This is a genomic window from Streptomyces vietnamensis, assembly GCF_000830005.1.
In the GTDB taxonomy this organism is placed as follows: domain Bacteria; phylum Actinomycetota; class Actinomycetes; order Streptomycetales; family Streptomycetaceae; genus Streptomyces; species Streptomyces vietnamensis.
Window position 1 is genome coordinate 3,895,480 of the sequence record NZ_CP010407.1, and the last position, 25,894, is coordinate 3,921,373.

Sequence of the window (25,894 nt, forward strand, 5' to 3'; positions counted from 1 at the left end):
GGCACTCCCCCGCCCACCGCGTCCGGCCTTCCGGCCCGTCACGGCACTCCCCCGCCCACCGCGTCCTCCGCGAGGGCCGCCGCGCCGGCCCGCAGGGTGACGCCCATGCCCCGGGGGCCCGGGGCCGCCGCCTCCACCGTCACCCGCCACAGCTCGCCCTCCCTCGCCACCGACACCCGGGCCCCCTCGGGCGCGGCGGCCCGGGCAGCCGCCTCGGCGGAGGCCGCCGGCTCCGAACGGGCCGCCGCCCTCGCCCCCGCCCGTGCCGCGTCCACGCACCGGATCTGCGCGGCGGCCGCGGCCAGCGCCCAGAGCAGGGTCACCGTGAACAGTGCGAGGACGGGCAGGACCATCGCCGCCTCCACGGTCACGAACCCCCGGTCAGAACGGCGCATCGAGGGCCTTCCCGATCACCGACTCCAGCGCCCCCGAGACCGCCCCGCTGGTCACGATCTTGTAGAGCACGGCGGCGAACGCCGCCGCGGCGATCGTCCCCACCGCGTACTCGGACGTGGTCATCCCCGCGTCGCGGCGCGCGGCCGCCCGCCGCGCCCGCCACCAATCGCCCAGCCACACCTTGACCGCCATACCGACCTCCTCGTTCCGTGTTCCGTCATGCCGTCATCGCTTCGACGTGTCATCACGTCGTGTCGTGTCTCGTCGTCATGTCGTGCCGTCGTGTCTCGTCGTCGTGTTCATCCGTCCAGCAGTCCCGCCGCGAGGCCGATCACCACCGGAGCCACTCCCACCGCCAGGAAGGCGGGCAGGAAGCAGAGCCCCACGGGCGCGCTGATCAGCACCTGTGCCCGGCGTGCCCGGGCCGCCGCCGCGCGGGCGCGGCCGGCGCGCAGGGCGGTCGCGTGCCGGGCGACGGCCTCCGCCGCCGGCGCTCCCGAGGAACCCGCCCGCTCCATGCAGCGGGCCAGTCCTTCGGCGCCCGGTATCGCGCCGAATCTCCCCCACACCTCGGCCGGTTCGCCGCCGAGCCGCAGTTCGGCGGCCGTGCGGGTCAGGCGCTCGCCGAGGGGCCCGCCCAGCGACCGGCCCACCGCCTCCGCCGCCGCACCGGGCCCAGCTCCGGAGGCGGCACAGGCCGCCAACAGATCGGCGGCGAGCGGCAGATGGCGCGCCGCCTCCTCGTCGCTGGCCGGTGGCGCGGCCTGCCTCATGGCCCGCCACCTCACTCCCGCGGCCGTCAGGGCCCCGGCGCACAGGCCGCCGACCCCGCCGGACAGCACCCAGCCGAAGCCGACCCCCACCAAGGGCAGCAGCCAGGGCCCCACCCAGGGCGGCAGCCCGCCCCGGACCTTCCGGGGGCGCGGTTCCGGCCTCGGGAGAAGGCCTCCGGCCCGCCGCCGCGTCCGGCGCGCCCGCAGTCCGCGCAGCACCTCCAGGACGCCCTGCACGCACAGGGCGGCCGCCAGGGCCAGGAGGCCCGCCGCCCGAACGACGTCCGGCCTCATGCCCGCTCCCCTCCCCGTACGATCCGCGCGGCCCACCACAGTCCGGCCGCCTCCAGCGCCCCGCCCACGGCCAGGCAGCCCAGGCCGGCCGGTGTGTGCAGCAGCACCCGCAGCGGGTCGGCGCCCAGGGCGGCGCCGAGGGCGAGCCCGGCCGCCGGGAGCAGCGCGAGGACCGTCACCGTGGCCCAGGCGCCGGCCAGTTCGGCCCGCAGGCGGTCGCGCTGCTCGTGGTGCTCCCGCAGGGCGGCCTCCAGGCGGTCGAGCCCGTCGGCCAGGCCCGCGCCTCCGTCGACGGCCACCTGCCAGCAGGCCGCCATGCCCGCGAGCCCGTCGGCGCCGTCCTGCCGGGCCGCCCGCCGCAGCGCCTCCGGCACGTCCCCGCCGAACCGGGCCGCCGCGAGGACCGGCGCCTCCGCGGCGCCGAGCGCGCCCGTCTCCCTGGCCGCGAAGGACAGTGCCTGCGCGGGCTGCCAGCCGGCCCTCAGCTCCCCGACGACCGCCCCGCACAGGGCCACCACGCGCTCGGCCCGCGCCTCCCGCTCCTTCCGGCGCCCGGCGGCCCGCAACCGCCGTCCCACCAGGGGCACCGCGAGCGCCCCCGCCACCAGCGGCAGCGGTGACTCGCCGAGGAGCGCGAGGACTCCCGCCACCGGCAGGCACAGCCAGGCGCGCCGCTCCCGCAGCAGGGCCCACCAGCGCGCGGCCACCGCGGGCCACTCCCAGCTGCCGCGGTCGTCGGGAACTCCGCCCGCAAGCACCGCTCTTGCCCGGCCCGCACCGCGCCGCCGCTCGGCTGTCCACCACAGGGCGAGCACCGCGCAGAGCGCCGCCGCCCCGTGTGCCGCGCCCCGCATCTGCACCAGTTCCGCCGTCACCGCGATCTCTCTCACCGCGATCCCCCTCCGATCAGCGACCTCAGCCGCTCCCAGCCCCGCTCCCGCTCGAACCCGGCCGCGCCCCACCGCAGCGCCGGCACCGTCCGGACCAGACCGTCCCGGTCCCGCTCCAGGACGTGGACCTCGGCGATCCGCCGCCGTCCGTCCCGGTCCCGTACGACGTGCAGCACCACCGACAGGCCCGCGCCCAGCTGGCTGTGCAGGGCGGCCCGGTCGAGCCCGGCCGCCGTCCCCAGGGCTTCGAGCCGCGCCGGCACGTCCGCCGCCGTATTGGCGTGGACCGTTCCGCAGCCGCCTTCATGGCCCGTGTTGAGAGCGGCAAGCAGATCCACCGCCTCCCCGCCCCTGACCTCGCCGACGACCAGCCGGTCGGGGCGCATCCGCAGCGCCTGCCGGACCAGGTCCCGCAGGGTGACGAGCCCGGCGCCCTCCTGGTTCGCGGGCCGCGCTTCCAGGCGCACCACGTGCGGGTGGTCCGGCCGCAGCTCCGCCGAGTCCTCGGCGAGCACGATCCGCTCCCGCTCCCCCACCAGCCCCAGGAGCGAGGCGAGGAGCGTGGTCTTGCCCGTCCCGGTGCCGCCACTGACGAGGTACGACACGCGGGCGTCGATCAGGGCCCGCAGGATCGGGGCGCCGTCCGGCGGCACGGTGCCCGCCGCGACCAGCTCCTCCAGGGAGAAGGCGCGGGGGCGGACCACCCGAAGCGACAGGCAGGTCGAGCCGACCGCGACCGGCGGCAGCACCGCGTGCATCCGGGTGCCGTCGGGGAGCCGGGCGTCGACCCAGGGCCGGGCGTCGTCGAGCCTGCGTCCGGCCACCGCCGCGAGCCGTTGCGCGAGGCGGCGGACGGCGGTGGCGTCGGGGAAGGCCACCGGGGCCCGTTCGAGACCGGTTCCCCGGTCCACCCACACCCGGTCGGGTGCGGAGACCAGGACGTCGGTGACCGCCGGGTCGGCGAGCAGCGGCTCCAGCGGACCGGTGCCGATCAGCTCACACCTCAACTCCTCGGCCGCCCCGAGGACTTCCGCATCGCCCAGGAGTCTTCCCTGGGCGCGCAGCGCCGCCGCCACGCGCGCCGGGGTGGGCTCGGCCCCGCTCGCCGCGAGCCGCTGCCGCACGGCGTCGAGGAGCCCCGCTCCGCCACCCTCGCTCCAAGCCGCGCCCCCTGTCCCGGTCATGCCGGACCACCGGGCACGAGAGCGCGCTCCCAGAAGGCGGTGCAGAACCGGCCGAGGGGGCCCCGGGGCTCGGCGCCCGGCGGCATTCCCGCGTCCTGGTCGGCCACGATCCCCGGGTCGTAAGGGAGTTCACCGGCGAGCGGCAGCCGCAGCGCGTCGGCTACCCACCGCTCGTCGAGCCCCGCCGCGTACGGCCCGCGGACCACGGCGCGCAGGTCGCGCACGGCCGGTCCGATCGTCGAGACCATCCGGTGCGCGGCCGCAACGGCCCTCAACTCCCCGGGAACGACGAGCAGTCCGAGGTCGAGCTGCGCCAGGGCCTCGACGGCCGACGGGTCGGCGCCGCGCGGCAGGTCCACCACGACGACCCCGCCCCGGCGCCGCGCGGCGGCGAGCACGGACCGCACGGCCTCGGGCGGCATCGGCGCCGCCGGGTCCCGGCCCCAGCTGAGCACCCGGACCCCGCGCACCGACGGCAGGGACTCCTCCAGGGCGCCGCCGGCCAGGCGGCCCTTCGAGGTGGCGAAGTCGGGCCATCGCCTGCCCTCCTCGCGCTCGCCGCCGAGCAACACGTCGAGCCCTCCGCCCAGCGGGTCGCCGTCGACGAGCAGCGTGCGGTGCCCGGCCCTCGCGGCGGCCAGCGCGAGACCGCAGGCCAGGGTGGAGGCCCCCGCGCCGCCCCGGCCGCCGACGACGCCGACGGTCAGCGCCGGCCTGTCCGCGCCCTCGGCCGCGTCGGCGAGGCGGTCGACGAGAAGGCTCTCGGCGGCCGGGAGGCTCAGTACGCTCTCCGCGCCGATCTCCACCGCAAGCCGCCACAGCTCCGGATCGTCCCGGTCACGGCCGACGAGGAGGGTCCCCGGCCGGCGCGCCGCCCCCCGGCAGCGGGCGGCGGCGTCGTCGCCGACCAGGACGAGCGGCGGGTCGGTCCAGCTCGCCCGCCGCTCCGGCACCCGGTGGTGCACCTCGGGCTCGACCCCGGCCGCGGCGCAGAGCCGCAGGAGGTCGTCGAGCAGCCCGAGGTCCTCGGTGACGATCAGCGGCCCGCCCCGGCGCGGCCCTTCCGCCGCCGAACCGCATGTCGTCCCCCTGGCCCCGGAAGTCCTGGATGTCTCCACGGTGCACGCCCCTCTCGTGATTCCTGCCGTCCGCGAACTTCGCGACAGGAATCACCGTGGAGGCATCTCGGAAATCGTGCCGATCTTGCCGAAAAACTGTGGATAAGCGAGGAGCTGTGAATAACTTCGCCACTCCTCCGGGGACTGTCCGGAACGCAGCCCGCCGATTACTGTGAGTGATGAATCGAGTGCCGGGCGGGGCCTCGATCAGCCCGTGACCGATGAACGGAAGGAAGGGAGCGAGCGATGGCACGCAGGGCCAAAACGGCTCCGGACATGCGACGACCCCCGCCGGGGGGGAGAGCGGGGGTCGTCTCTCCGGCCGACTCGGGGGGGGAGGAGCCGGACCGGGTTAGCACGGTCGCGAACGATCCGTGACTTCCATGGTGTACCCGAGAGCCTTCTCAGGCAAACCCACGCGCCCGAGCGTACGCCGAATGGTGGCACCTATGCTCGGGCTCGTGGAAAACCACTCCTTGCCGCGCACAGCCGCCTTCTTTGACCTGGACAAGACGGTCATTGCGAAGTCATCGACGCTGACCTTCAGCAAGTCCTTCTACCGGGGCGGACTGATCAGCCGCCGCGCCGCCCTGCGGACGGCCTACATCCAGTTCGTCTTCCTGGCGGGTGGAGCCGATCACGACCAGATGGAGCGGATGCGTGAATATCTTTCCGCGCTCTGCAAAGGCTGGAACGTCGCCCAGGTGAAGGAGCTCGTCGCCGAGACCCTTCACGATCTGATCGACCCGATCATCTACGACGAAGCGGCCTCCCTCATCGAGGAACACCACGCCGCCGGCCGCGACGTCGTGATCGTCTCGACCTCCGGTGCCGAGGTGGTCGAGCCGATCGGCGAGATGCTCGGTGCCGACCGGGTCGTCGCCACCCGGATGGTGGTCGGCGAGGACGGATGCTTCACCGGGGAGGTGGAGTACTACGCCTACGGGCCGACGAAGGCGGAGGCGGTCCGGGAGCTCGCGGAGTCGGAGGGCTACGACCTCTCGCGCTGCTACGCGTACAGCGATTCGGCGACCGACATCCCCATGCTGGAGGCCGTCGGCCACCCGTACGCGGTCAACCCCGACCGGACGCTGCGCCGTGAGGCCGTGGCCCGGGAGTGGCCCGTTCTCGCCTTCGAGAAGCCGGTGCGGCTCAAGCAGCGGCTGCCCGAATTCCGGATGCCGCCCCGCCCCACGCTCGTCGCCGCGGCGGCGGTGGGAGCGGCAGCCGTCGGGGCCGGGCTCGTCTGGTACGCGGCCCGGCGCCGGCAAGCCGCCCTCACCGAGCGTCTCGCCGGGGACTTTGCCCGAATTTGAGCAATCGTCCGAGAAGCGGATCCAGCACTTTCGCTTCCACCCGGACAGGAGTAGAAAGGAATCAGGCCCGCGAGACCGAGGACATCCGAGAGGATCACCTGTTGAGCATGAAGGCCCCACGGACCTAGCACTGAAACCGGGCACCCACGCGACGTCGACCCGTCGATTACGGGCCAGCCGCACCAGGCCACGGGCAAAGATCCCGGCCTGATGGGCACATATCGAGGACGCTTGGTAACTGGGTGGACGTGCCAGCGGCGGTACCAGGATTGGTGCCGCCGCAACCCATTTCCGGACCCGGCCGGACCCGACCGGGCCGACACGGGACATGACCAGGGCGACACGAGAGCCGCCCAGGCCCTCACGAAAGCCGACCTCCGGTGACGACCCTCCCCAGCCGGACCCGGCGGCGGCCATCCCAGCCAGCGCCCGGTGACCGCCATCCCAGCCGACCTCCGGTGACGACTCTCCCTAGTCGGGCCCGGTGACGGCCATCCCAGCCGACCCCCGGTGACGACCCTCCCCAGTCGGACCCGGCGGCGGCCATCTCAGCCGGCACCCAGTGACGGCCCTCCCCGGAGGTCTCTCAGGCGGCGCCGCGCTGGAGGGCCTCGCAGACGGCCGTCGACTCCCGGACCCCCAGTTCGACCGAGCGCCCGCAGTGTGCGATCCAGGCGCCCATGCCCTCCGGGGTGCCCGACAGGTACCCCTCGAAGGCGGCCAGGTACGCGGCCCGCCCCTGCTCCGCGTGGCCGACCTCGGCCGGGCAGATCGCCTTGGGGTCGAGGCCGCTGCCGACCAGCGCGATCCGCTCCGCCGCCCGCGCGACCAGACCGTTGTACGAGGTGAACGGGCGCAGTGCGAGCAGCTCGCCGTGCACCACGGCGGCCGTCACGAGCGCCGGGGCCTCGCTGCCCGCGACGATCAGCTCGGCGAGGCCGTCGAGCCGCCCCGCGACCTCGGCGGGCGTCGGCAGCGGGGCGTCGATCAGCGGTTCGTCGACCGTCTCGCCGTCCAGCCGGGGCCGGCCCACGGAGTCGCCGACGCCGGTGCCGCCCGGGACACCCGCGTCCCCGGCCGCGACCAGGTGGAGCCGGGCGAGCACGCGCAGCGGGGACTGGCGCCAGATGGAGAGCAGCTGCCCGGCCTCGGCGCCGAGGCGCAGGGCGGCACCGACCGTGCGGGCCTCGGCGTCGGCGCTGAAGTCGGTGCGGCGGCGGACCTCTTCCAGGGCCCAGTCGGCCCCGGACAGGGCGGCCGAGCCGCGCGCGCCGCGCAGGGCCGCCTCGGAGGAGATCTCGTTGCTGCGGCGGCGCATCACGCGGTGGCCGTAGACCCGGTCGACGGCCTTGCGTACGGAGTCCACCGCTTCGGCGACGCCCGGCAGGGAGCCGAGGGCGGCCAAGGGGTCAGAGGCGTGCGTACTCATAAGTAGGGAGGCTACGCGCCCCGGGGGCCCGCCCCACGTTGGAGTGGTCTTCTTCACGCAGCTTGACCACGGGCCGCTGTCGTGCCGCTACCCTAGGTGAACATGAAGATCGCTTTCGTGGGGAAGGGCGGCAGCGGCAAGACCACGCTGTCCTCGCTCTTCATCCGTCACCTCGCCGCCAACGAAGCACCGGTCGTCGCCGTCGACGCCGACATCAACCAGCACCTGGGCGCCGCGCTCGGTCTGCCCGAGGCGGAGGCCGCCGCGCTGCCCGCGATGGGCGCGCACCTGCCGCTCATCAAGGAGTACCTGCGGGGCAGCAACCCGCGGATCGCCTCCGCCGACACGATGATCAAGACGACGCCGCCCGGGGAGGGTTCGCGGCTGCTGCGGGTCCGCGAGGACAACCCGGTGTACGAGGCGTGCGCGCGGGCGGTGCCGCTCGACGACGGCGCGGTCCGGCTGATGGCGACCGGCCCCTTCACGGAGTCGGATCTCGGGGTCTCCTGCTACCACTCGAAGGTCGGCGCGGTGGAGCTGTGCCTCAACCACCTGGTCGACGGGGCCGACGAGTACGTGGTCGTCGACATGACGGCGGGTTCGGACTCCTTCGCCTCCGGCCTCTTCACCCGCTTCGACATGACGTTCCTGGTCGCCGAGCCGACCCGCAAGGGCGTCTCGGTCTACCGCCAGTACAAGGAGTACGCGCGGGACTTCGGCGTGGCGCTGAAGGTCGTCGGCAACAAGGTGCAGGGCCGGGACGACCTCGACTTCCTGCGCGAGGAGGTGGGCGAGGACCTGCTGGTGACGGTGGGCCACTCGGACTGGGTCCGCGCGATGGAGAAGGGCCGCCCGCCCCGCTTCGAACTCCTGGAGGCGGAGAACCGCATGGCGCTCCAGGCCCTCCAGGACGCGGCGGACGACTCGTACGCCCACCGCGACTGGGAGCGCTACACGCGCCAGATGGTCCACTTCCACCTGCGCAACGCGGAGAGCTGGGGCAACGCCAAAACCGGGGCCGACCTGGCGGCGCAGGTCGACCCCGGGTTCGTGTTGTCCGAAGGGCTCAGTGCCGTGCAGCCGGCTTAGTGGCCGGGGCGCCCGCCGGGGCCGCCGGCTGCGGGGCGAGGAAGGCCTGCCAGCCGGCCGCCGGGGCCTCGCCGACCTTCAGGGTGCGCATCTTGGCGATGACGTCGGGGTCCTGGGCGTCGAGCCAGTCGGCGAGCTGGCGGAAGGAGACGCACTTGACGTCCTTCTGCACGCAGACGGTGGCGATGGTCTCCTCGACGGCGCGCATGTAGGTGCCGCCGTTCCAGGACTCGAAGTGGTTGCCGATGATCAGCGGCGCGCGGTTGCCCCGGTAGGAGCGCTCGAAGGCCTGCACCAGGCCGTCGCGCATCTGGTCGCCCCAGTACTGCCGCCGTGAGGGGTCGCCCTGGGTCGTGCCGGGGGACTGGTTCACCAGGAAGTTGTAGTCCATGGAGAGCGTCTGGAAGGCGCGGCCCGGGACGGGCACGAGCTGCATCGACAGGTCCCACAGGCCCAGGTCCTTCTTGGGCCAGATCTGGTCGTTGACGCCGCTGGTGTCGTAGCGGAAGCCCATCTGCGCCGCCGCCTTGACGAAGTTCTTCCGGCCTTCGAGACAGGGGGTGCGGGCGCCGACGAGCTCCTTGTCGTAGTCGAAGGGCAGCGGCTGCTCGGTGCGCAGGCCGGCGTTCGTCTTCCAGTGCTTGACGAAGGACTTGGCCTGGTTGATCTCGCTCTTCCACTCCTCGACGGACCAGTTCCCGACGCCGCCGTCGGCACCGCAGAAGTGGCCGTTGAAGTGGGTGCCGATCTCGTTGCCCTCCTGCCACGCACCGCGCAGTTCGCGGACGGTGGCGCGGATGCCGTCGACGTCGTTGAAGCCGATGTCGGAGCGGCCGGCGCTGTGCTGCGGCGGGTCGTAGAGCTCCTTCTTCTCCTCCGGCAGCAGGTACACGCCGCTGAGGAAGTACGTCATCTTGGCGTCGTACTTCTTGCCCACCGCGCGGAAGTGGGAGAACAGCTTCTGGCTGTCCTCGCCCGCGCCGTCCCACGAGAAGACCACGAACTGCGGCGGTGTCTCGCCCGGCTTGAGGCGCTGCCAGACCGGCTGGTGGGGCTGGGCGCCGGTGAAGGCGGTCGAACCGTCGCCGATCAGCCGGGGCGCGCTCGGCGGGGCCGCGGCCGGACCCTTCTTGGCACCAGCGCCAGCGCCAGCACCCGCGCCAGTGCCAGCGCCCGCGCCGACGCCCGCGCCGCCCGGTGCGCCCTTGGTGACGGTGCCGTCGGAGCCCGAGCAGCCGGCGAGGCCGGTGGTGAGGGCGAGGGTCAGGGCGCCGACGGTGAGCGCCTTCCTCCGGGCCGTGGTCGTTCTGCGGGCGACTGACATCCGCGCACCTTTCCTCAGATCCTCGGATTTCCGTACAAGCGGCGTCAACGTCGCACCACAAGGACCGGGGAGCGTCAACGACAAGCGGCACGTGCACGTTCTGTCACCGGATCCGGTGAAACATTGCCCTGTTTGCCCCGAAAATAATGCCGCAGTCTTTACTCTCCATTACGATCCATTTACCGAGCGTTGATCCCTCCCTTCCGGAGGCTCTCGCCGGAATCCCGCCGCTGCACCCCGCACGAGCCGCCGACCGCGCTGCCCCGGAGGAGACGGGAACATGACCCTCTGCACCCCTGCCCGCACGACCAACCGGCCCCGAAGCCAGCGGCCCCACAGCCCGCCGAAGGGACCGCGTCGCTTCCACATCGCCGGCGCCGACCTCTCCGCGTCCGTCGCCGTCTTCCTGATCGCGCTGCCGCTCTCGCTCGGCATCGCACTCGCCACCGGAGCCCCGCTCCAGTCCGGCCTGGTGGCCGCCGCCGTCGGCGGCCTCGTCGCCGGCCGGTTCGGCGGCTCCCCGCTCCAGGTGAGCGGCCCCGCCGCCGGACTCACCGTCGTGACCGCCGAGCTCATCCAGCGGTACGGCTGGCGCACCACCTGCGCCATCACCGTCCTCGCCGGCCTCACCCAACTCGCCCTGTCCGCCCTGCGCGTGGCCAGATCGGCGCTCGCCGTCTCGCCCGCGATCGTGCACGGCATGCTGGCCGGCATCGGCGTCACCATCGCGCTCGCCCAGCTCCACATCGTCCTCGGCGGCACTCCGCAGAGCTCCGCCGTCGACAACGCCCTCGGCCTGCCCGCCCAGTTGGCGCACGCCCAGCCGGCCGCGCTCGCCATCAGCGCCCTCACCGTGGCCGTGCTGCTCGTCTGGCCCCGGCTGCCCGGCCGGGCGGGACGGCTCGTGCGGAAGGTCCCGGCCGCGCTCGTCGCGGTGGCCGGCGCGACGGCCGTGGCCGCCTTCGCCGGACTCGCCGTGCCCCGTGTGGACCTGCCGTCCTGGAGCAGTCACGCGCTGCCCGGCCTGCCCGAGGGCCCGGTCCTCGGCATCGCGGCGGGCGTGCTCACGATCACCCTCGTCACCAGCGTGCAGTCACTGCTCTCGGCCGTCGCGGTCGACAAGCTGGTCGCCGCCCGCGCCGCCGCAGGCGCGGGCCACGGCCGGAGCGTCCCCCGCTCCGGACTCGACCGCGAGCTCGCCGGACAGGGCGCGGCCAACGTGGTCTCCGGGGCGCTCGGCGGCCTCCCGGTCGCCGGGGTCGCGGTCCGCAGCGTCGCCAACGTCGCGGCGGGCGCGACGAGTCGCGCCTCGACCATGCTGCACGGCCTGTGGATCGTGCTCGCGGCCCTGCTGCTCGTGCCGGTGCTCGACCTGATCCCACTGCCCGCGCTCGCCGCGCTCGTCATGGTGGTCGGCATCCAGATGGTGAGCATCACCCACATCCGTACGGTCACACGACACCGCGAGGTCGTCGTGTACGCGGTGACGCTGGCCGGTGTCGCCCTCGTCGGCATCCTGGAGGGCGTCGCCCTCGGCATCGCCGTGGCCATCGCGGTCGCCCTGAACCGGCTGGCCCGCACCCGGATCACCCGGGAGGAGCGGGAGGGACGTCAACTCCTGCGCGTACGGGGCCAGCTGACCTTCCTCGCCGTGCCCCGGCTCAGCCGCGCCCTGCACCAACTGCCGCAGGGCTCCGACGTGGTGGTCGAGCTGGACGGGTCCTTCATGGACCACGCCGCGTACGAGACGCTGAGCGACTGGACCGCCGGGCACCTCGCCCACGGCGGGACGGTCGAGACGACCGGCCCCTCCGGCGTCCGGATCGCCGAGCCCGCCCCCGCCACCGCCTCCGCCGCGCACCCCTGCTGCCGTCCCTGGACGCCCTGGCACAACCACCAGTGCGGGGAGAAGCCCACCGAGACCACCGAGGCCACCGAGACCGCCGGGTCCGCCGGAACCTCCGAACCCGGACGGACGACGGGGCTGCACCTGGCGAGCGGCATCGGCAAGTTCCAGCGGAACACCGCCCCGCTCGTACGGGACGAGCTCGCGCGGCTCGCCCGGGAGGGGCAGCGTCCCTCGCAGCTCTTCCTGACCTGCGCCGACTCCCGTCTCGTCACCAGCATGATCACCTCCAGCGGCCCCGGTGACCTCTTCACCGTGCGCAACGTCGGCAATCTCGTCCCGCTCCCCGGCGAGGAGAGCGGGGACGACTCGGTGGCGGCGGCGATCGAGTACGCGGTGGAGGTGCTGCGGGTCACGTCGATCACCGTCTGCGGCCACTCCGGCTGCGGCGCGATGCAGGCCCTCCTTGCCGGCAGCCCGGACGACCCGCCGACCCCGCTCCGCCGCTGGCTGCGCCACGGCAGACCCAGCCTGGAGCGGATGGCGAGCCGACGCCACGCCTGGGCCCGGATCTCCGGGCGCCTTCCGGCCGACGCCGTCGAGCAGCTCTGCCTGACCAACGTGGTCCAGCAGCTGGAGCACCTGCGGGCGTACGAGTCGGTGGCGCGCCGGCTGGCCGAGGGCACGCTCACGCTGCACGGCGTGTACTTCCACGTGGGCGAGGCGCAGGCGTACCTCCTCTCCGGGACGGACGAGGTGCACGGCTACGACGACGTCTTCACCCGGGTGCTGCCGACGGACCACCTCGAAGCGCCCGCCCACCTCGAAGCGCCCGACCATCTCGAAGCTCCCGCCCACCTCGAAGCGCCCGGTCGCCTCGCAGCCGCTCGCGCGTCCTGAACCTTCCGGTCCCCCGGGCCGTGAGACTGTGTGGCCCCTTCTCCCACCGCTCGGGAGGAGGGGCCACCGCGCGTCGATCACTCACAGGTCTAAACCAATTTCCTGGAGGCTCTTGTCACCCGGGCCTCCGACTGATGAGCTATGACGCGGGACACATACGCACAGAGGACGCCCTGGGAAAGGGAGATGTCGTGAGCAACGAATCCTTGGCCAACCTGCTCAAGGAAGAGCGGCGGTTCGCGCCGCCCACCGAGCTGGCCGCGGACGCCAATGTGACGGCGGAGGCGTACGAGCAGGCCAAGGCGGACAGGCTGGGCTTCTGGGCCGAGCAGGCCAGGCGCCTCAGCTGGGCCACCGAGCCGACCGAGACCCTGGACTGGTCGAACCCGCCGTTCGCCAAGTGGTTCGCCGACGGCGAGCTGAACGTGGCGTACAACTGCGTCGACCGGCACGTCGAGGCCGGCCACGGCGACCGGGTCGCCATCCACTTCGAGGGCGAGCCCGGCGACAGCCGCGCGATCACCTACGCCGAGCTCAAGGACGAGGTCTCCCGGGCCGCCAACGCCCTGACCGAGCTGGGCGTCCGCAAGGGCGACCGGGTCGCCGTCTACCTGCCGATGATCCCCGAGGCGGCCATCACGATGCTGGCCTGCGCCCGTGTCGGCGCCGCCCACTCGGTGGTCTTCGGCGGCTTCTCGGCCGATGCCGTCGCCTCCCGAATCCAGGACGCCGACGCCAAGGTGATCGTCACCGCCGACGGCGGCTACCGCCGCGGCAAGCCGAGCGCCCTCAAGCCGGCGATCGACGAGGCCGTCGCCAAGTGCCCGCAGGTCGAGCACGTCCTCGTGGTCCGCCGTACGGGCCAGGACACCGCCTTCACCGAGGGCCGGGACGTCTGGTGGGACGACATCGTCGCCCGCCAGTCCGCCGAGCACACCCCGGAGGCGTTCCCGGCGGAGCACCCGCTCTTCATCCTCTACACCTCCGGCACCACCGGGAAGCCGAAGGGCATCCTGCACACCTCCGGCGGCTACCTCACCCAGGCCGCGTACACCCACCACGCCGTCTTCGACCTCAAGCCGGAGAGCGACGTCTACTGGTGCACCGCCGACATCGGCTGGGTCACCGGGCACTCGTACATCGTCTACGGCCCGCTGGCCAACGGCGCGACGCAGGTCATGTACGAGGGCACCCCGGACACCCCGCACCAGGGCCGGTTCTGGGAGATCGTGCAGAAGTACGGCGTCACGATCCTCTACACGGCGCCCACCGCGATCCGCACGTTCATGAAGTGGGGAGACGACATCCCCGCGAAGTTCGACCTGTCCAGCCTCCGTGTGCTGGGCTCGGTCGGCGAGCCGATCAACCCCGAGGCCTGGGTCTGGTACCGCGAGCACATCGGCGCGAACAAGACCCCGATCGTGGACACCTGGTGGCAGACCGAGACCGGCGCCATGATGATCTCGCCGCTGCCGGGCGTCACCGAGACCAAGCCGGGCTCCGCCCAGCGCCCGCTGCCGGGCATCTCCGCCACCGTCGTGGACGACGAGGCGAACGAGGTCCCGAACGGCGGCGGCGGTTACCTGGTCCTCACCGAGCCGTGGCCGTCGATGCTCCGCACCATCTGGGGCGACGACCAGCGCTACATCGACACGTACTGGTCCCGTTTCGAGGGCAAGTACTTCGCCGGCGACGGCGCCAAGAAGGACGAGGACGGCGACATCTGGCTGCTCGGCCGGGTCGACGACGTCATGCTCGTCTCGGGTCACAACATCTCGACGACCGAGGTCGAGTCGGCCCTCGTCTCGCACCCGTCCGTCGCCGAGGCGGCCGTCGTCGGCGCCGCCGACGAGACGACCGGTCAGGCGATCGTCGCCTTCGTCATCCTGCGCGGCACGGCCAGCCAGGACGACAACCTGGTCGCCGACCTGCGCAACCACGTCGGCGCGACGCTCGGCCCGATCGCCAAGCCGAAGCGGATCCTGCCGGTGGCGGAGCTGCCGAAGACCCGCTCGGGCAAGATCATGCGCCGTCTGCTGCGCGACGTCGCGGAGAACCGTGAGCTGGGTGACGTCACCACCCTGACCGACTCCTCGGTCATGTCGCTCATCCAGAACCAGCTGCCGGCCACGTCCAGCGAGGACTGACCGACCCGCACGGCCCGAACGCCCGCCCCGGAGACCTCGGGGCGGGCGTTTCCCATGCCGGACCCCAAGCCGGACCTCAAGCCGGACCCCAAGTCGAACCTCAAGGGGACGAAAGGCGCAAATCTTCCTAAAGTGAATCCCGCCGGACACAACTCGGGCTCGTTAGGTAAGGTAAAGATCGCGTCAGGAACGCGACAGAAAGACCTAGGTGCGCCGGGAAGTCTGGTCGGCATGTGCTTCGCCCTGCCTGCCCGACGGAGGTCTCGCCCGTGTCCGTGCCCACCGACCGCAAGTTCCTCGGTCGACTCTCGCTGCCCGAGCGGCGGTACCTCGCCAACGCGCTGCGCACCGAGACCGTCGGCGGCGTCCTGCTGCTCCTCGCCGCCGTCGCCGCCCTCATCTGGGCGAACACCCTCGGCGACAGCTACGAGTCGGTACGGAACTTCCACATAGGCCCCGCCGCCCTCGGCCTCGACCTGTCGATCCAGCACTGGGCCGCCGACGGCCTCCTCGCGATCTTCTTCTTCGTCGCCGGCATCGAGCTCAAGCGCGAGCTCGTCGCGGGCGAGCTGCGCGACCCGAAGGCCGCCGCGCTCCCCGTCGTCGCCGCGCTCTGCGGCATGGCGGCCCCCGCCCTCGTCTACACCCTGGTCAACGCCGTCGGCGACGGCTCCACGGCCGGCTGGGCCGTGCCCACCGCCACCGACATCGCCTTCGCGCTCGCCGTCCTCGCCGTCATCGGAACCTCGCTGCCGTCCGCGCTGCGCGCCTTCCTGCTCACCCTCGCCGTCGTCGACGACCTGTTCGCGATCCTGATCATCGCGATCTTCTTCACCAGCGACCTGAACTTCGCCGCGCTGGGCGGCGCCGTCGCCGGGCTCGCCGTCTTCTGGCTGCTGCTCCGCAAGGGCGTCCGCGGCTGGTACGTGTACGTGCCGCTGGCCCTGGTCATCTGGGGCCTGATGTACAACAGCGGCGTCCACGCCACCATCGCCGGCGTCGCCATGGGCCTGATGCTCCGCTGCACCACCCACGAGGGCGAGGAGCACTCCCCCGGCGAGCACATCGAGCACCTGGTCCGGCCGCTCTCCGCCGGGCTCGCCGTGCCCCTCTTCGCGCTCTTCTCCGCCGGTGTGAGCGTCTCCGGCGGCGCGATCCACGACGTCTTCACCCAGCCGGTCACCCTCGGCGTGGTCCTCGGTCTCGTCGTCGGCAAGGCGATCGGCATCTTCGGCGGCACCTGGCTCGCCGCCCGCTTCACCCGGGCGGAGCTCAACCCGGACCTGGCCTGGCCGGACGTGTTCGCCGTCGCCACCCTCGCCGGGATCGGCTTCACCGTCTCGCTCCTCATCGGCGAACTCGCCTTCGCCGGGGACGCCGTCCTCACCGACGAGGTGAAGGCCGCCGTCCTGATCGGCTCGCTCATCGCGGCCGTCCTCGCCTCCGTCCTGCTGAAGCTGCGGGTCCGGAAGTACCAGGCCCTCGTCTCCGCCGAGGAGCGCGACGAGGACGAGGACGGCATCCCCGACATCTACGAGGAGGACAACCCGGAGTACCACCTGCGGATGGCCGAGATCTACGAACGGAAGGCCGCGGAGCACCGGGAGCGCGCCCAACTGGCGGGGGCATCGCGCGACGGGGCCGACCGTCCGGCATGATCTGATTCGGACCGTGGAAGAGGACTCGCACCGTAGAAGAGGACCTCGGACCGCAGAAGAGAAGAGGGAGCAGCGATGAGCGACCCGTTCGACGGAACCGAGCGCAGCCTCGGCCAGCTGGTCGCCTCGGCGACCGCCGAGATGTCCGCGCTGGTGCACGACGAGATCGCCCTGGCCAAGGCCGAACTGCGGCAGGACGTCAAGCGCGGTGCGCTCGGCAGCATCATGGGCATCGGCGCCCTCGTGGTGTTGCTGTTCTCGCTGCCGATGCTGAGCTTCGCGCTCGCGTACGCCATCAACACCTGGACCGGCGGGCACAACGGCAACGGGGGCTGGAACCTCGTCTGGTGCTTCCTGCTGTCCTTCGCCTTCAACGTGCTGCTCGCGGGCCTCCTCGGGCTGATCGCGTACGCCAAGTTCAAGAAGGTCAAGCCGCCGGAGAGGTCCATCGCCTCCGCCAAGCAGACGGCCGCCATCATGCAGAACGCGAAGCCGCACCCCCGTCCGGAGCAGCGTCCGGCCCTGGAGAAGGCCTCCGTTGTGGGACGCTCGTCCGTATGACCCTCCCCGAGAGCAGCAACGGCAACGGCGGGCCCGTACGGCTCGACGGGCCGTGGACGCACCGTGACGTGGCCGCCAACGGCGCCCGCTTCCACATCGCCGAGATGGGCGACGGCCCGCTGGTGCTGCTCCTGCACGGCTTCCCGCAGTTCTGGTGGACCTGGCGCCACCAGCTGCCGGCCCTCGCCGAGGCGGGGTTCCGGGCGGTCGCGATGGACCTGCGCGGGGTCGGCGGCAGCGACCGCACGCCGCGGGGTTACGACCCCGCCAACCTGGCGCTCGACATCACCGGCGTCGTCCGCTCCCTGGGCGAGCCGGACGCGGCGCTCGTCGGGCACGACCTGGGCGGCTACCTCGCCTGGACGGCGGCCGTCATGCGGCCGAAGCTGGTGCGCCGGCTCGTGGTCTCCTCGATGCCGCACCCGCGCCGCTGGCGCTCGGCGATGCTCTCCGACTTCGCCCAGTCGCGGGCCGGCTCGCACGTGTGGGGCTTCCAGCGGCCGTGGCTGCCGGAGCGTCAGCTCGTCGCGGACGAGGGGGCGCTCGTGGGCGAGCTGATCCGGGACTGGTCGGGGCCGAAGCCGGTCGACGAGAAGGCCGTCGAGGTGTACCGGCGGGCGATGTGCGTCCCGTCGACGGCGCACTGCTCGATCGAGCCGTACCGGTGGATGGTGCGGTCCCTCGCCCGTCCGGACGGCATCCAGTTCAACCGGCGCATGAAGCGGCCGGTGCGGGTGCCGACGCTCCATCTGCACGGGTCCCTCGACCCGGTGATGCGGACCCGCAGCGCGGCGGGGTCCGGCGAGTACGTGGAGGCGCCGTACCGCTGGCGGCTCTTCGACGGCCTCGGGCACTTCCCGCACGAGGAGGACCCGGTGGCCTTCACCACGGAGCTCGTCAACTGGCTGAAGGACCCCGAGCCCGACCGCTGAGCCCCCGTCACGGACGGCGTCGCCGTACAGGCGTCCTTCGAACGGCCATGTGCCCCGCGCATACTCCAATTGGCGGGCCCCGGGGCGGTTACCGACCTTGGCCCCCGGGCAGAGGTCGAGGTATGGGCTGGACGCACGACTACGGTGACACGACAGCACGCGACCGCCGCTCGGCCACGGGGCCGGGCTCCCGCGAGAGGGGCGGCTCGCCGGAGCAGGGCCCCGCGGTGCCGGGGGTGGGGATCTCGCGCATCCTGCGACGCCGGGCCCGCTGGGTCTCGGCCCGGCTGCGGCACCCCAGAGACACCGCGTAACGCTTCGTAGAGCGAGGGCTCAGAGGGCGCAGGACTGGGTGTCGACCTGCTGGTCGGCGGTCCGGCCCTGCTCGATGTCCTCGCGGATCTCGTCGACCGTCAGGGCGTATCCGGTGTTCGCGTCGTCGAGGGAGCGGGCGAAGATCACGCCGTACACCTTGCCGTCCTCGGTGAGGAGCGGGCCGCCGGAGTTGCCCTGGCGGACCGTCGCGTACAGCGAGTACACGTCCCTGCGCACCTCGCCGCGGTGGTAGATGTCGGGGCCCTTGGCGCTGATGCGGCCCCGCACGCGGGCGGAGCGCACGTCGTACGAGCCGTTCTCCGGGAATCCGGCGACGATCGCGTCGTCGCCGCTGCGGGCGTCCTCTTCGGTGAAGGGCAGCGGCGTGGCCTTGAGGCCCGGCACGTCCAGGACGGCGATGTCGCGCTGCCAGTCGTAGAGGACGACCTTGGCGTCGTAGAGCTTGCCCTCGCCGCCTATCTGGACGGTCGGTTCGTCGACGCCGCCGACGACGTGGGCGTTGGTCATGATGCGGCGGTCGGCGAAGACGAAGCCGGTGCCTTCGAGGACCTTGCCGCAGCTCTGCGCGGTGCCGACGACCTTCACGATGGAGTGCTGCGCGCGGGCGGCGACCGGGCTGTCGGCGAGCGCCGGGTCGGGCGGGGTGACCGGGGTGATCGGCTCGTTCGCGAAGGGGCTGAAGACCTGGGGGAAGCCGCTGCGGGCCAGGGTGGAGCTGAAGTCGTCGAACCAGCCGGAGGCCTGATCCGGCATCACCTGCTCCACGCCGAGCAGCACCTTGGAGTTCCGCACCTCCTTGCCCAGGGTGGGCAGCGAGGTGCGGGCGAGGGCGGAGCCGATCAGCCAGGCCACGAGGAGCATCGCGACGACGTTGACGAGGGCGCCGCCGGTGGCGTCCAGGGCGCGGGCCGGGGACCAGGTGATGTGGCGGCGCAGCTTGTTGCCGAGGTGGGTGGTGAAGGCCTGGCCGACGGAGGCGCAGACGATGACCACCATCACGAAGACGACGGTGGCCGCGCTCGAGACCTCGCTGTTGTCGGTCAGCTGGTCCCAGAGGACCGGGAGCAGCAGAACGGCGACGAGGCCGCCGCCGAGGAAGCCGATCACCGACAGGATGCCGACCACGAACCCCTGGCGGTAACCGATGATCGCGAACCACACGGCGCCGAGCAGCAACAGGATGTCCAGCACGTTCACCGTCAGTAGCCTCGCAGATTCGTTTCCGGTCGCCCGGGGTCGGTCGGTCCGCCCGAGGGCCGGCCCGGGGATCAGCCTGTCATGAGCGCCAGTCGAGCGGGACCTTCTTGGACCGGTCCCAGGGGCGCTCCCAGCCCGCGAAGTGGAGCAGCTTGTCGATGACGCCGGCCGTGAAACCCCAGACCAGAGCGGATGCGACGAGGAACGCGGGGCCTTCGTGGCCGAGCGGGTGCACGGCGGTCGCGCGGTTCGCGGGGTCCGTGAGATCCGCCACGGGGACGGTGAAGACGCGGGCGGTCTCGCCGGGGTCGACGACGCCGACCGGGCTGGGGTCGCGCCACCAGCCGAGGACGGGGGTGACGACGAAGCCGCTGACCGGGATGTAGAGCTGGGGCAGCACCCCGAAGAGCTGGACGCCCCGCGGGTCGAGGCCGGTCTCCTCCTGGGCCTCGCGCAGGGCGGCGCGCAGCAGCCCGCCGTCCGCCGGGTCGCCGTCCTCGGGGTCGAGGGCGCCGCCGGGGAAGGAGGGCTGTCCGGCGTGCGAGCGGAGGCTGCCGGCCCGCTCCATGAGCAGCAGCTCCGGTCCGCGCTCGCCCTCGCCGAAGAGGACGAGGACGGCGGACTGGCGGCCGTCGCCGCTCTCGGGCGGCAGGAAGCGGCTCAGCTGCTCGGGCCGGACCGTGCGGGCCACCCGGTCGACGGGCCCGAGCCACTCGGGCAGCCCGTCCCTGCTGAGCAGCCCGGCCGTGCCGGGCCCGTGGATCTCTTCGTCAGTGCGCGTCATGGGCACCCCCGTGGTTCTCAACGCGATCGATGGACGGGTTCGTTCCCGGCAGGTTCGCTCCCGGCGGGTTCACTCCCGGCGGGTTCACTCCCGATGGGTTCGGTCCCGGCGGGTTCACTCCCGATGGGTTCGGTCCCGGCGGGTTCACTCCCGGCGGGTTCGCTCCCGGCGGCGGGCTCAGACGTCGCCGTCCGACGAGGCGCCGCCGCCGAGCGGGGGCGCCGGGCGGCCCGGGTAGTCGGCCGGCGGGTTGAGCCGCTGGCCGGGGAAGCCGCCCTTCTCGTACTTGAGCAGCTTCTTCGCCTTCTCGGGGTCGGTCTCGCCCTCTCCGTACGAGGGGCAGAGGGGAGCGATCGGGCAGGCGCCACAGGCGGGCTTGCGGGCGTGGCAGATCCGGCGGCCGTGGAAGATCACCCGGTGCGAGAGCATCGTCCACTCGCTCTTCGGGAAGATCGTGGCGACCTCGGCCTCGATCTTCACCGGGTCGTCGGACTCGGTCCACCGCCAGCGCCGGGCGAGGCGCATGAAGTGGGTGTCGACGGTGATGCCGGGGACCCCGAAGGCGTTGCCGAGGACGACGAAGGCGGTCTTGCGGCCGACGCCGGGGAGCTTGACGAGGTCCTCCAGGCGGCCGGGGACCTCACCGTCGAAGTCGTCCCTGAGGGCGGCGGCCAGGCCCATGATCGACTTGGTCTTGGCGCGGAAGAAGCCGGTCGGCCGGATCAGCTCCTCGACCTCCTCGGGCACGGCGGCGGCGAGGTCCTCGGGCGTGGGGTACTTCGCGAAGAGGGCGGGGGTGGTCTGGTTGACCCGCAGGTCGGTGGTCTGCGCGGAGAGGACCGTGGCGACGAGCAGCTCGAAGGAGTTGCGGAAGTCGAGCTCCGGGTGGGCGTACGGGTAGACCTCGGCCAGTTCGCGGTTGATCCGGCGCGCCCGGCGGACCATCGCTAGCCGCGACTCGGGCTTGGCGGACCTGACGGACCCGGCGGGCTTCACGACATTCCGTTTTGCACCCTTTGCCTGTTTCGACACGCCGTGTTCGCCCACAGCGGAATTACCTTCGGCCGACACTCTTTCAGCCCCCTTGGCCTGCGCTCTCACCGGCGAGTTGGACACCCGGCCAGCCTAGGCGCCGCTGCCGACATCCGCCCCGGGCGTGGCCGATCGGAGCCCGTTCGGGCCCCTGACGTACGACCGGGCGGTTCGGTACGTCAAACTTGTTGTGATTGATCGCACTGTTTTGTGCGTCCGGCATCATGGGACCCAGGTCCTTTGAGCAGGTCGACAGTAGGAGAGAACTCGTGGACGACGTTCTGCGGCGCGCCCCGCTCTTCGCGGCGCTCGATGACGAGCAGGCCGCCGAGCTGCGCGCCTCGATGAGTGAGGCGACGCTCGCCCGTGGCGACGCGCTCTTCCACGAGGGCGACCCCGGTGACCGCCTGTACGTGGTGACCGAGGGCAAGGTGAAGCTGCACCGCACCTCCCCCGACGGCCGCGAGAACATGCTGGCCGTCCTCGGCCCGGGCGAGCTCATCGGTGAGCTGTCCCTCTTCGACCCGGGTCCGCGCACCGCCACGGCGACCGCGCTGACCGAGGTCAAGCTGCTCGGTCTCGGCCACGGCGACCTCCAGCCCTGGCTGAACGCCCGCCCCGAGGTGGCCACCGCGCTGCTGCGCGCCGTCGCCCGCCGGCTGCGCAAGACCAACGACCAGATGTCCGACCTGGTCTTCTCCGACGTCCCGGGCCGTGTCGCCCGCGCGCTCCTCGACCTGTCGCGCCGCTTCGGCGTGCAGTCGGAGGAGGGCATCCACGTCGTCCACGACCTCACCCAGGAGGAGCTGGCCCAGCTGGTCGGCGCCTCCCGCGAGACGGTCAACAAGGCGCTCGCCGACTTCGCCCAGCGCGGCTGGCTGCGCCTGGAGGCCCGCGCCGTGATCCTGCTCGACGTGGAGCGCCTCGCGAAGCGCTCGCGCTAGTACCAAGGCATACGCGGAAGGCCGCCCCGGTCCGACGACCGGGGCGGCCTTCCGCGTACGACGGGACGGTCAGCGCTTCGAGCCGTCCACGATCACCGGGGCGGAACCGCCGCTCCCGCAGGGCACCGCGTAGACCGGGTTCTTCGCCGCGGCCTCCTTGTACGCGTCGATGCACTGGTTCATCAGGACCTTGTCCGTCAGCGAGTCGTTGAGGATCTTGTTCGCGCGGGCGATGCCCTCCGCCTCGATGCGGCGCCGGTCGGCCTCGGCCTTGGCGGTACGGGAGGCCTCGATGGCCCGCTCGGTGGCCTGCTCCTGCTGGATCTTGCGGTCGATCTGGCCCTGGAGGGCGTCCGAGGGCTTCACGTTCCGCAGGTTGACCGTGGTCACGTCGATGCCGCGCGGCGCCAGGCGCTCCTTGATCAGGGCCCCGATCTCGGCGTTGATCCCCTCACGGTCGGAGGCGTAGCCCTCCACGCTGGTGTGGCGGGCGAAGACGTTCCGGACGATCTCACGACTGTCCGGGTAGACCAGCCGCTGCTGGATGGCGTCCTCGCTGCCCGCCAGCTTGTAGAGCTCGACGGCCTTGGCCTGGTCGACGGACCACTTCACCGTCAGCTCGGCGTACATGACACCGCCCTGCGAGGAGCGGACCTCGACCACGTCCTTGTCGGAGAGGTTGAGGTCGACCGGGCGGGTGGAGAAGGTCGTGACGTCGGTGAACGGCGACTTCACGTGCATGCCCGAGGTCATCGGCTCCCCCACCTTGCCGAAGGCGACCGGCACGCCGACCTCGTACGCGCTGATCACGTACGTCATGCTCGCGACCAGCGAGAAGAGGCCGGCCAGGAGCGCACCGGCGGCGCCCCACTTCAGCCCCGTGGAGTCATTGGCGCGGCCGACGAAAAAGAGCACCACTGCGGTGATGACCAGCAGGATGGCTATGACGAACACGGGCGTTCCCCCCGAAAGCTACGACCAGAAGTAAGCGGAGCGTAAAGCACGGGTCAGGAACGCCAGAAGGCCGGGGGCACGCTCGGGACAGGATCGTGACGACAGCCCGGCGCACCCCGAAAAACGACCGCCCGGCACACCCCAAAGACGACTGCCCGGCGCACCCCCGAAAGACGACCGCCCGGCACGCCCCGGAAGACAGGCCCTAGATCAGGCCCCGCTCCCTCAGGTACTCCAGCTGCGCCCGTACGGACAGCTCGGCCGCCGGCCACAGCGAGCGGTCCACGTCCGCGTACACATGGGCGACGACCTCGGCCGCCGTCCGGTGTCCGGCCCCGACCGCCGTCTCGACCTGCGCGAGCCGGCTGGCCCGGTGCGCCAGGTAGAACTCCACGGCCCCCTGCGCGTCCTCCAGGACCGGCCCGTGCCCCGGCAGGACCGTGTGCACCCCGTCGTCGACGGTCAGCGAACGGAGCCGCCGCAGCGAGTCCAGGTAGTCCCCGAGCCGCCCGTCCGGGTGCGCGACCATCGTCGTCCCGCGCCCCAGGACCGTGTCGCCCGTCAGCACCGCCCGGTCGGCCGGCAGGTGGAAGGAGAGCGAGTCCGAAGTGTGGCCCGGCGTCGGGACGACCCGCAGCTCAAGACCGCCGACCGTCACCACGTCCCCCGCGCCGAGGCCCTCGTCGCCGAGCCGCAGCGCCGGATCGAGGGCCCGCACCGCCGTCCCGGTCAGCTCCGCGAAGCGGCCCGCGCCCTCCGCGTGGTCCGGGTGGCCGTGGGTCAGCAGGGTCAGCGCGATCCGCTTGCCGAGCTTCTCGGCCGTGTCGACCACATGACGCAGATGGCCCTCGTCGAGCGGGCCCGGGTCGACGACGACGGCGAGGCCGGAGCCGGGCTCGGAGAGCAGCCAGGTGTTGGTGCCGTCGAGGGTCATCGCGGACGGGTTCGGCGCCAGGACGTTCACGGCGCGCTCGGTCGCGGGCCCGGAGACCACGAATCCGCGCGGCTGGCCCGGCAGGGCGGCGGCGTCGCTCATCGCTCACCCCCGGCGTTCCCGGCGTTGCCGGTGTTCACGGCGTCCCCGGCGGGGATGACCTTGGTGAACTCCTCGTGCCCCGGCCAGCTCAGCACCAGCTCGTCGCCCTCCAGGCGCGCCTGTGCGAGCACGGGGGCCATGTCCTGCTCCCCGGCCGCCGCAAGGGCTTCGGTGGCCGTCCCGTACGGCTCCAGGGTGCGCAGGGTCGAGATCGTCGGCGGCATCATCGTCAGCTCGCCCCGGTCGTAGCCCGCCGCGGCCTCCGCCGGACGGATCCAGACCGTGCGGTCCGCCTCCCCGGAGACGTCCCGGGTGCGCTGGCCGGCCGGGAGCGCCGCCACGAAGAACCAGGTGTCGTACCGGCGCTGCTCGAACTCCGGGGTGATCCAGCGGGCCCACGCGCCGAGCAGGTCGGAGCGCAGGACGAGCCCGCGCCGGTCGAGGAAGTCGGCGAAGGACAGCTCGCGGGCGACGAGCGCCGCCCGGTCCCGCTCCCAGTCCTCGCCGGTCGTGTCGCCGACGACGCCGTCCTCGGTCTCCCCGGCGAGCAGCACGCCCGCTTCCTCGAACGTCTCGCGCACGGCGGCGCAGACCACGGCCTGGGCCTGCGCGGGGTCGTCGAGGCCGAGCCGGGCCGCCCACGTCTCCAGGGACGGGCCCGCCCAGCGCACCGGCTGCTCGTCGCGCGGGTCGACGCCGCCGCCGGGATAGGCGTACGCACCACCCGCGAAGGCCATCGAGGTGCGGCGGCGCAGCATGTGGACGTCGGGCCCCGCGGCCCCGTCCCGCAGGAGCAGGACGGTGGCGGCGCGCCGGGGCGCCACCGGGGTGAGCTCACCGGCGGCGAGGGCGCGGATGCGGTCGGGCCACTCCGCCGGGTACCACTGGCCGTTCGACTGCTTCGTCTGCTTCGGCTGACCATTCGACATGGCCGGATGCTATGCGCAAGCATCGGAATGCACGAGAGCCGGTTTCCCACGCCTGTGGAAAACCGGCTCTGCGCGTCCTCGGGATGTCAGGCCTCGACGAGCTCGACCTGGACCTCGACCTCGACCGGCGCGTCGAGCGGCAGCACGGCCACGCCGACGGCGCTGCGGGCGTGCACGCCCTTCTCGCCGAGGATCTCGCCGAGCAGCTCGCTGGCGCCGTTGATGACGGCGGGCTGGCCGGTGAAGTCGGCGGCGGAGGCGACGAAGCCGACGACCTTCACGACGCGCTTGATGCGGTCGAGGTCACCGGCGACCGACTTCACGGCCGCGAGGGCGTTGAGCGCGCAGGTGGCGGCGAGCTGCTTGGCCTCCTCCGGCGTGACCTCGGCGCCGACCTTGCCGGTCACCGGGAGCTTGCCCGCCACCATCGGGAGCTGGCCCGAGGTGTACACGTACACGCCGGACTGCACGGCCGGCTGGTAGGACGCGAGCGGCGGCACGACCTCGGGCAGGGTCAGGCCGAGCTCGGCGATCCGCGCCTCGACGGCCCCGCTCACGACTTGGCCCGCTTCAGGTAGGCCACGAGCTGCTCGGGGTTGTTCGGCCCGGGCACGACCTGGACGAGCTCCCAGCCGTCCTCGCCCCAGGTGTCCAGAATCTGCTTGGTCGCGTGCACCAGAAGCGGCACCGTGACGTACTCCCACTTGGTCATGGGCCCGACTGTATCCGCTGTCGCGGGGCTCCTCTCCGAGGCGGCCCCCACGGGCCCCCTAGGGGGCTTCTCCGGGGCGGCCTCCTGATTGCGCGCGGCCGCCAGTGGTTAGG

Annotated in this window: 25 protein-coding genes; 9 read left to right on the forward strand and 16 right to left on the reverse strand. The window is 72.7% G+C overall.

Going from position 1 to position 25,894, the window contains the following annotated elements; translation table 11 throughout:
• Positions 1-38: 38 nt before the first annotated feature.
• From SVTN_RS17260 to ssd, 6 genes are all read right to left on the reverse strand, one after another.
• Positions 39-395, reverse strand: a complete 357-nt coding sequence (locus SVTN_RS17260) for a TadE family type IV pilus minor pilin (RefSeq protein WP_052499168.1) — start codon at positions 393-395, stop codon at positions 39-41.
• On the reverse strand, positions 382-588 hold the full coding sequence (locus tag SVTN_RS17265; protein WP_041129904.1) for a DUF4244 domain-containing protein: 207 nt from the start codon (positions 586-588) through the stop codon (positions 382-384). Before SVTN_RS17265 ends, SVTN_RS17260 begins: the two co-directional genes overlap by 14 nt.
• Positions 589-695: 107 nt before the next feature.
• Positions 696-1,463 (reverse strand): type II secretion system F family protein, encoded by a 768-nt coding sequence (locus SVTN_RS17270; RefSeq protein ID WP_041129905.1) that lies wholly within the window; start codon positions 1,461-1,463, stop codon positions 696-698.
• Positions 1,460-2,317: a type II secretion system F family protein gene (locus SVTN_RS17275; RefSeq protein ID WP_041133987.1), complete on the reverse strand. Its 858-nt coding sequence runs from the start codon at positions 2,315-2,317 to the stop codon at positions 1,460-1,462. Before SVTN_RS17275 ends, SVTN_RS17270 begins: the two co-directional genes overlap by 4 nt.
• 32 nt (positions 2,318-2,349) lie before the next feature.
• On the reverse strand, positions 2,350-3,537 hold the full coding sequence (locus tag SVTN_RS17280) for a TadA family conjugal transfer-associated ATPase (RefSeq protein ID WP_052499169.1): 1,188 nt from the start codon (positions 3,535-3,537) through the stop codon (positions 2,350-2,352).
• Positions 3,534-4,655 carry a septum site-determining protein Ssd gene (gene ssd / locus SVTN_RS17285; RefSeq protein ID WP_052499170.1) on the reverse strand — a complete coding sequence of 374 codons (1,122 nt, stop codon included), beginning with the start codon at positions 4,653-4,655 and terminating at the stop codon, positions 3,534-3,536. The genes SVTN_RS17280 and ssd overlap by 4 nt, the downstream gene beginning before the upstream one ends.
• A 449-nt stretch (positions 4,656-5,104) precedes the next feature.
• Here ssd and SVTN_RS17290 point away from each other — a divergent pair, with 449 nt between their 5' ends.
• The gene (locus tag SVTN_RS17290) at positions 5,105-5,971 is read left to right on the forward strand and encodes an HAD family hydrolase (protein ID WP_041129907.1); all 867 of its coding nucleotides are present in this window, start codon (positions 5,105-5,107) and stop codon (positions 5,969-5,971) included.
• Positions 5,972-6,557: 586 nt separating this feature from the next.
• Here SVTN_RS17290 and SVTN_RS17295 read toward each other — a convergent pair.
• The gene (locus SVTN_RS17295) at positions 6,558-7,400 is read right to left on the reverse strand and encodes a Fic family protein (protein ID WP_041129908.1); all 843 of its coding nucleotides are present in this window, start codon (positions 7,398-7,400) and stop codon (positions 6,558-6,560) included.
• Positions 7,401-7,502: 102 nt separating this feature from the next.
• On the opposite strand from SVTN_RS17295, the gene SVTN_RS17300 reads away from it, so the two are divergent.
• Positions 7,503-8,489 carry an ATP-binding protein gene (locus SVTN_RS17300; protein WP_041129909.1) on the forward strand — a complete coding sequence of 329 codons (987 nt, stop codon included), beginning with the start codon at positions 7,503-7,505 and terminating at the stop codon, positions 8,487-8,489.
• On the opposite strand, the gene SVTN_RS17305 is transcribed toward SVTN_RS17300, so the two are convergent.
• Positions 8,467-9,813 carry a polysaccharide deacetylase family protein gene (locus SVTN_RS17305; RefSeq protein ID WP_041129910.1) on the reverse strand — a complete coding sequence of 449 codons (1,347 nt, stop codon included), beginning with the start codon at positions 9,811-9,813 and terminating at the stop codon, positions 8,467-8,469. The genes SVTN_RS17300 and SVTN_RS17305 overlap by 23 nt on opposite strands.
• 280 nt (positions 9,814-10,093) lie before the next feature.
• On the opposite strand from SVTN_RS17305, the gene SVTN_RS17310 reads away from it, so the two are divergent.
• The 6 genes from SVTN_RS17310 (at position 10,094) to SVTN_RS45555 (ending at position 18,171) form a co-directional block, all read left to right on the forward strand.
• Positions 10,094-12,559, forward strand: coding sequence for a SulP family inorganic anion transporter (locus SVTN_RS17310; protein ID WP_245727565.1), 2,466 nt, complete (start codon positions 10,094-10,096; stop codon positions 12,557-12,559).
• Between the two features lie 191 nt (positions 12,560-12,750).
• Entirely contained in the window at positions 12,751-14,706 is a 1,956-nt protein-coding gene (gene acs, locus SVTN_RS17315) for an acetate--CoA ligase (protein ID WP_041129911.1), read from the forward strand.
• A 269-nt stretch (positions 14,707-14,975) separates the two neighbouring features.
• A complete protein-coding gene (nhaA, locus tag SVTN_RS17320; RefSeq protein ID WP_041129912.1) occupies positions 14,976-16,364 on the forward strand; it encodes a Na+/H+ antiporter NhaA in 1,389 nt (462 codons plus the stop codon).
• A 75-nt stretch (positions 16,365-16,439) separates the two neighbouring features.
• A complete protein-coding gene (locus tag SVTN_RS17325; protein WP_041129913.1) occupies positions 16,440-16,925 on the forward strand; it encodes a phage holin family protein in 486 nt (161 codons plus the stop codon).
• On the forward strand, positions 16,922-17,857 hold the full coding sequence (locus SVTN_RS17330) for an alpha/beta fold hydrolase (protein WP_041129914.1): 936 nt from the start codon (positions 16,922-16,924) through the stop codon (positions 17,855-17,857). The genes SVTN_RS17325 and SVTN_RS17330 overlap by 4 nt, the downstream gene beginning before the upstream one ends.
• Positions 17,858-17,979: 122 nt before the next feature.
• Positions 17,980-18,171 carry a hypothetical protein gene (locus SVTN_RS45555; RefSeq protein WP_041129915.1) on the forward strand — a complete coding sequence of 64 codons (192 nt, stop codon included), beginning with the start codon at positions 17,980-17,982 and terminating at the stop codon, positions 18,169-18,171.
• 19 nt (positions 18,172-18,190) lie between these two features.
• On the opposite strand, the gene SVTN_RS17340 is transcribed toward SVTN_RS45555, so the two are convergent.
• The 3 genes from SVTN_RS17340 to nth all read right to left on the reverse strand — a co-directional run bounded on the left by SVTN_RS17340 (position 18,191) and on the right by nth (position 21,119).
• Positions 18,191-19,390, reverse strand: a complete 1,200-nt coding sequence (locus SVTN_RS17340; protein WP_041129916.1) for a MarP family serine protease — start codon at positions 19,388-19,390, stop codon at positions 18,191-18,193.
• Positions 19,391-19,469: 79 nt separating this feature from the next.
• Entirely contained in the window at positions 19,470-20,174 is a 705-nt protein-coding gene (locus tag SVTN_RS17345; protein ID WP_041129917.1) for an NUDIX hydrolase, read from the reverse strand.
• 177 nt (positions 20,175-20,351) lie between these two features.
• Positions 20,352-21,119, reverse strand: a complete 768-nt coding sequence (gene nth / locus SVTN_RS17350) for an endonuclease III (RefSeq protein WP_041129918.1) — start codon at positions 21,117-21,119, stop codon at positions 20,352-20,354.
• 356 nt (positions 21,120-21,475) lie between these two features.
• On the opposite strand from nth, the gene SVTN_RS17355 reads away from it, so the two are divergent.
• Complete coding sequence (locus SVTN_RS17355; protein ID WP_015034542.1) at positions 21,476-22,150, forward strand: Crp/Fnr family transcriptional regulator; 675 nt, start codon at positions 21,476-21,478, stop codon at positions 22,148-22,150.
• A 69-nt stretch (positions 22,151-22,219) separates the two neighbouring features.
• Here SVTN_RS17355 and SVTN_RS17360 read toward each other — a convergent pair whose 3' ends face one another.
• The 5 genes from SVTN_RS17360 to sp36 all read right to left on the reverse strand — a co-directional run bounded on the left by SVTN_RS17360 (position 22,220) and on the right by sp36 (position 25,781).
• Complete coding sequence (locus SVTN_RS17360; RefSeq protein ID WP_041129919.1) at positions 22,220-23,104, reverse strand: prohibitin family protein; 885 nt, start codon at positions 23,102-23,104, stop codon at positions 22,220-22,222.
• 205 nt (positions 23,105-23,309) lie between these two features.
• Positions 23,310-24,140, reverse strand: a complete 831-nt coding sequence (locus tag SVTN_RS17365; protein ID WP_041129920.1) for an MBL fold metallo-hydrolase — start codon at positions 24,138-24,140, stop codon at positions 23,310-23,312.
• Positions 24,137-25,069: an NUDIX hydrolase gene (locus tag SVTN_RS17370; protein ID WP_041129921.1), complete on the reverse strand. Its 933-nt coding sequence runs from the start codon at positions 25,067-25,069 to the stop codon at positions 24,137-24,139. Before SVTN_RS17370 ends, SVTN_RS17365 begins: the two co-directional genes overlap by 4 nt.
• A gap of 86 nt (positions 25,070-25,155) precedes the next feature.
• On the reverse strand, positions 25,156-25,626 hold the full coding sequence (locus tag SVTN_RS17375; protein ID WP_041129922.1) for a RidA family protein: 471 nt from the start codon (positions 25,624-25,626) through the stop codon (positions 25,156-25,158).
• Positions 25,623-25,781, reverse strand: a complete 159-nt coding sequence (sp36, locus tag SVTN_RS43240) for a Sp36 family protein (protein ID WP_015034547.1) — start codon at positions 25,779-25,781, stop codon at positions 25,623-25,625. Before sp36 ends, SVTN_RS17375 begins: the two co-directional genes overlap by 4 nt.
• Between the last annotated feature and the right edge of the window lie 113 nt (positions 25,782-25,894).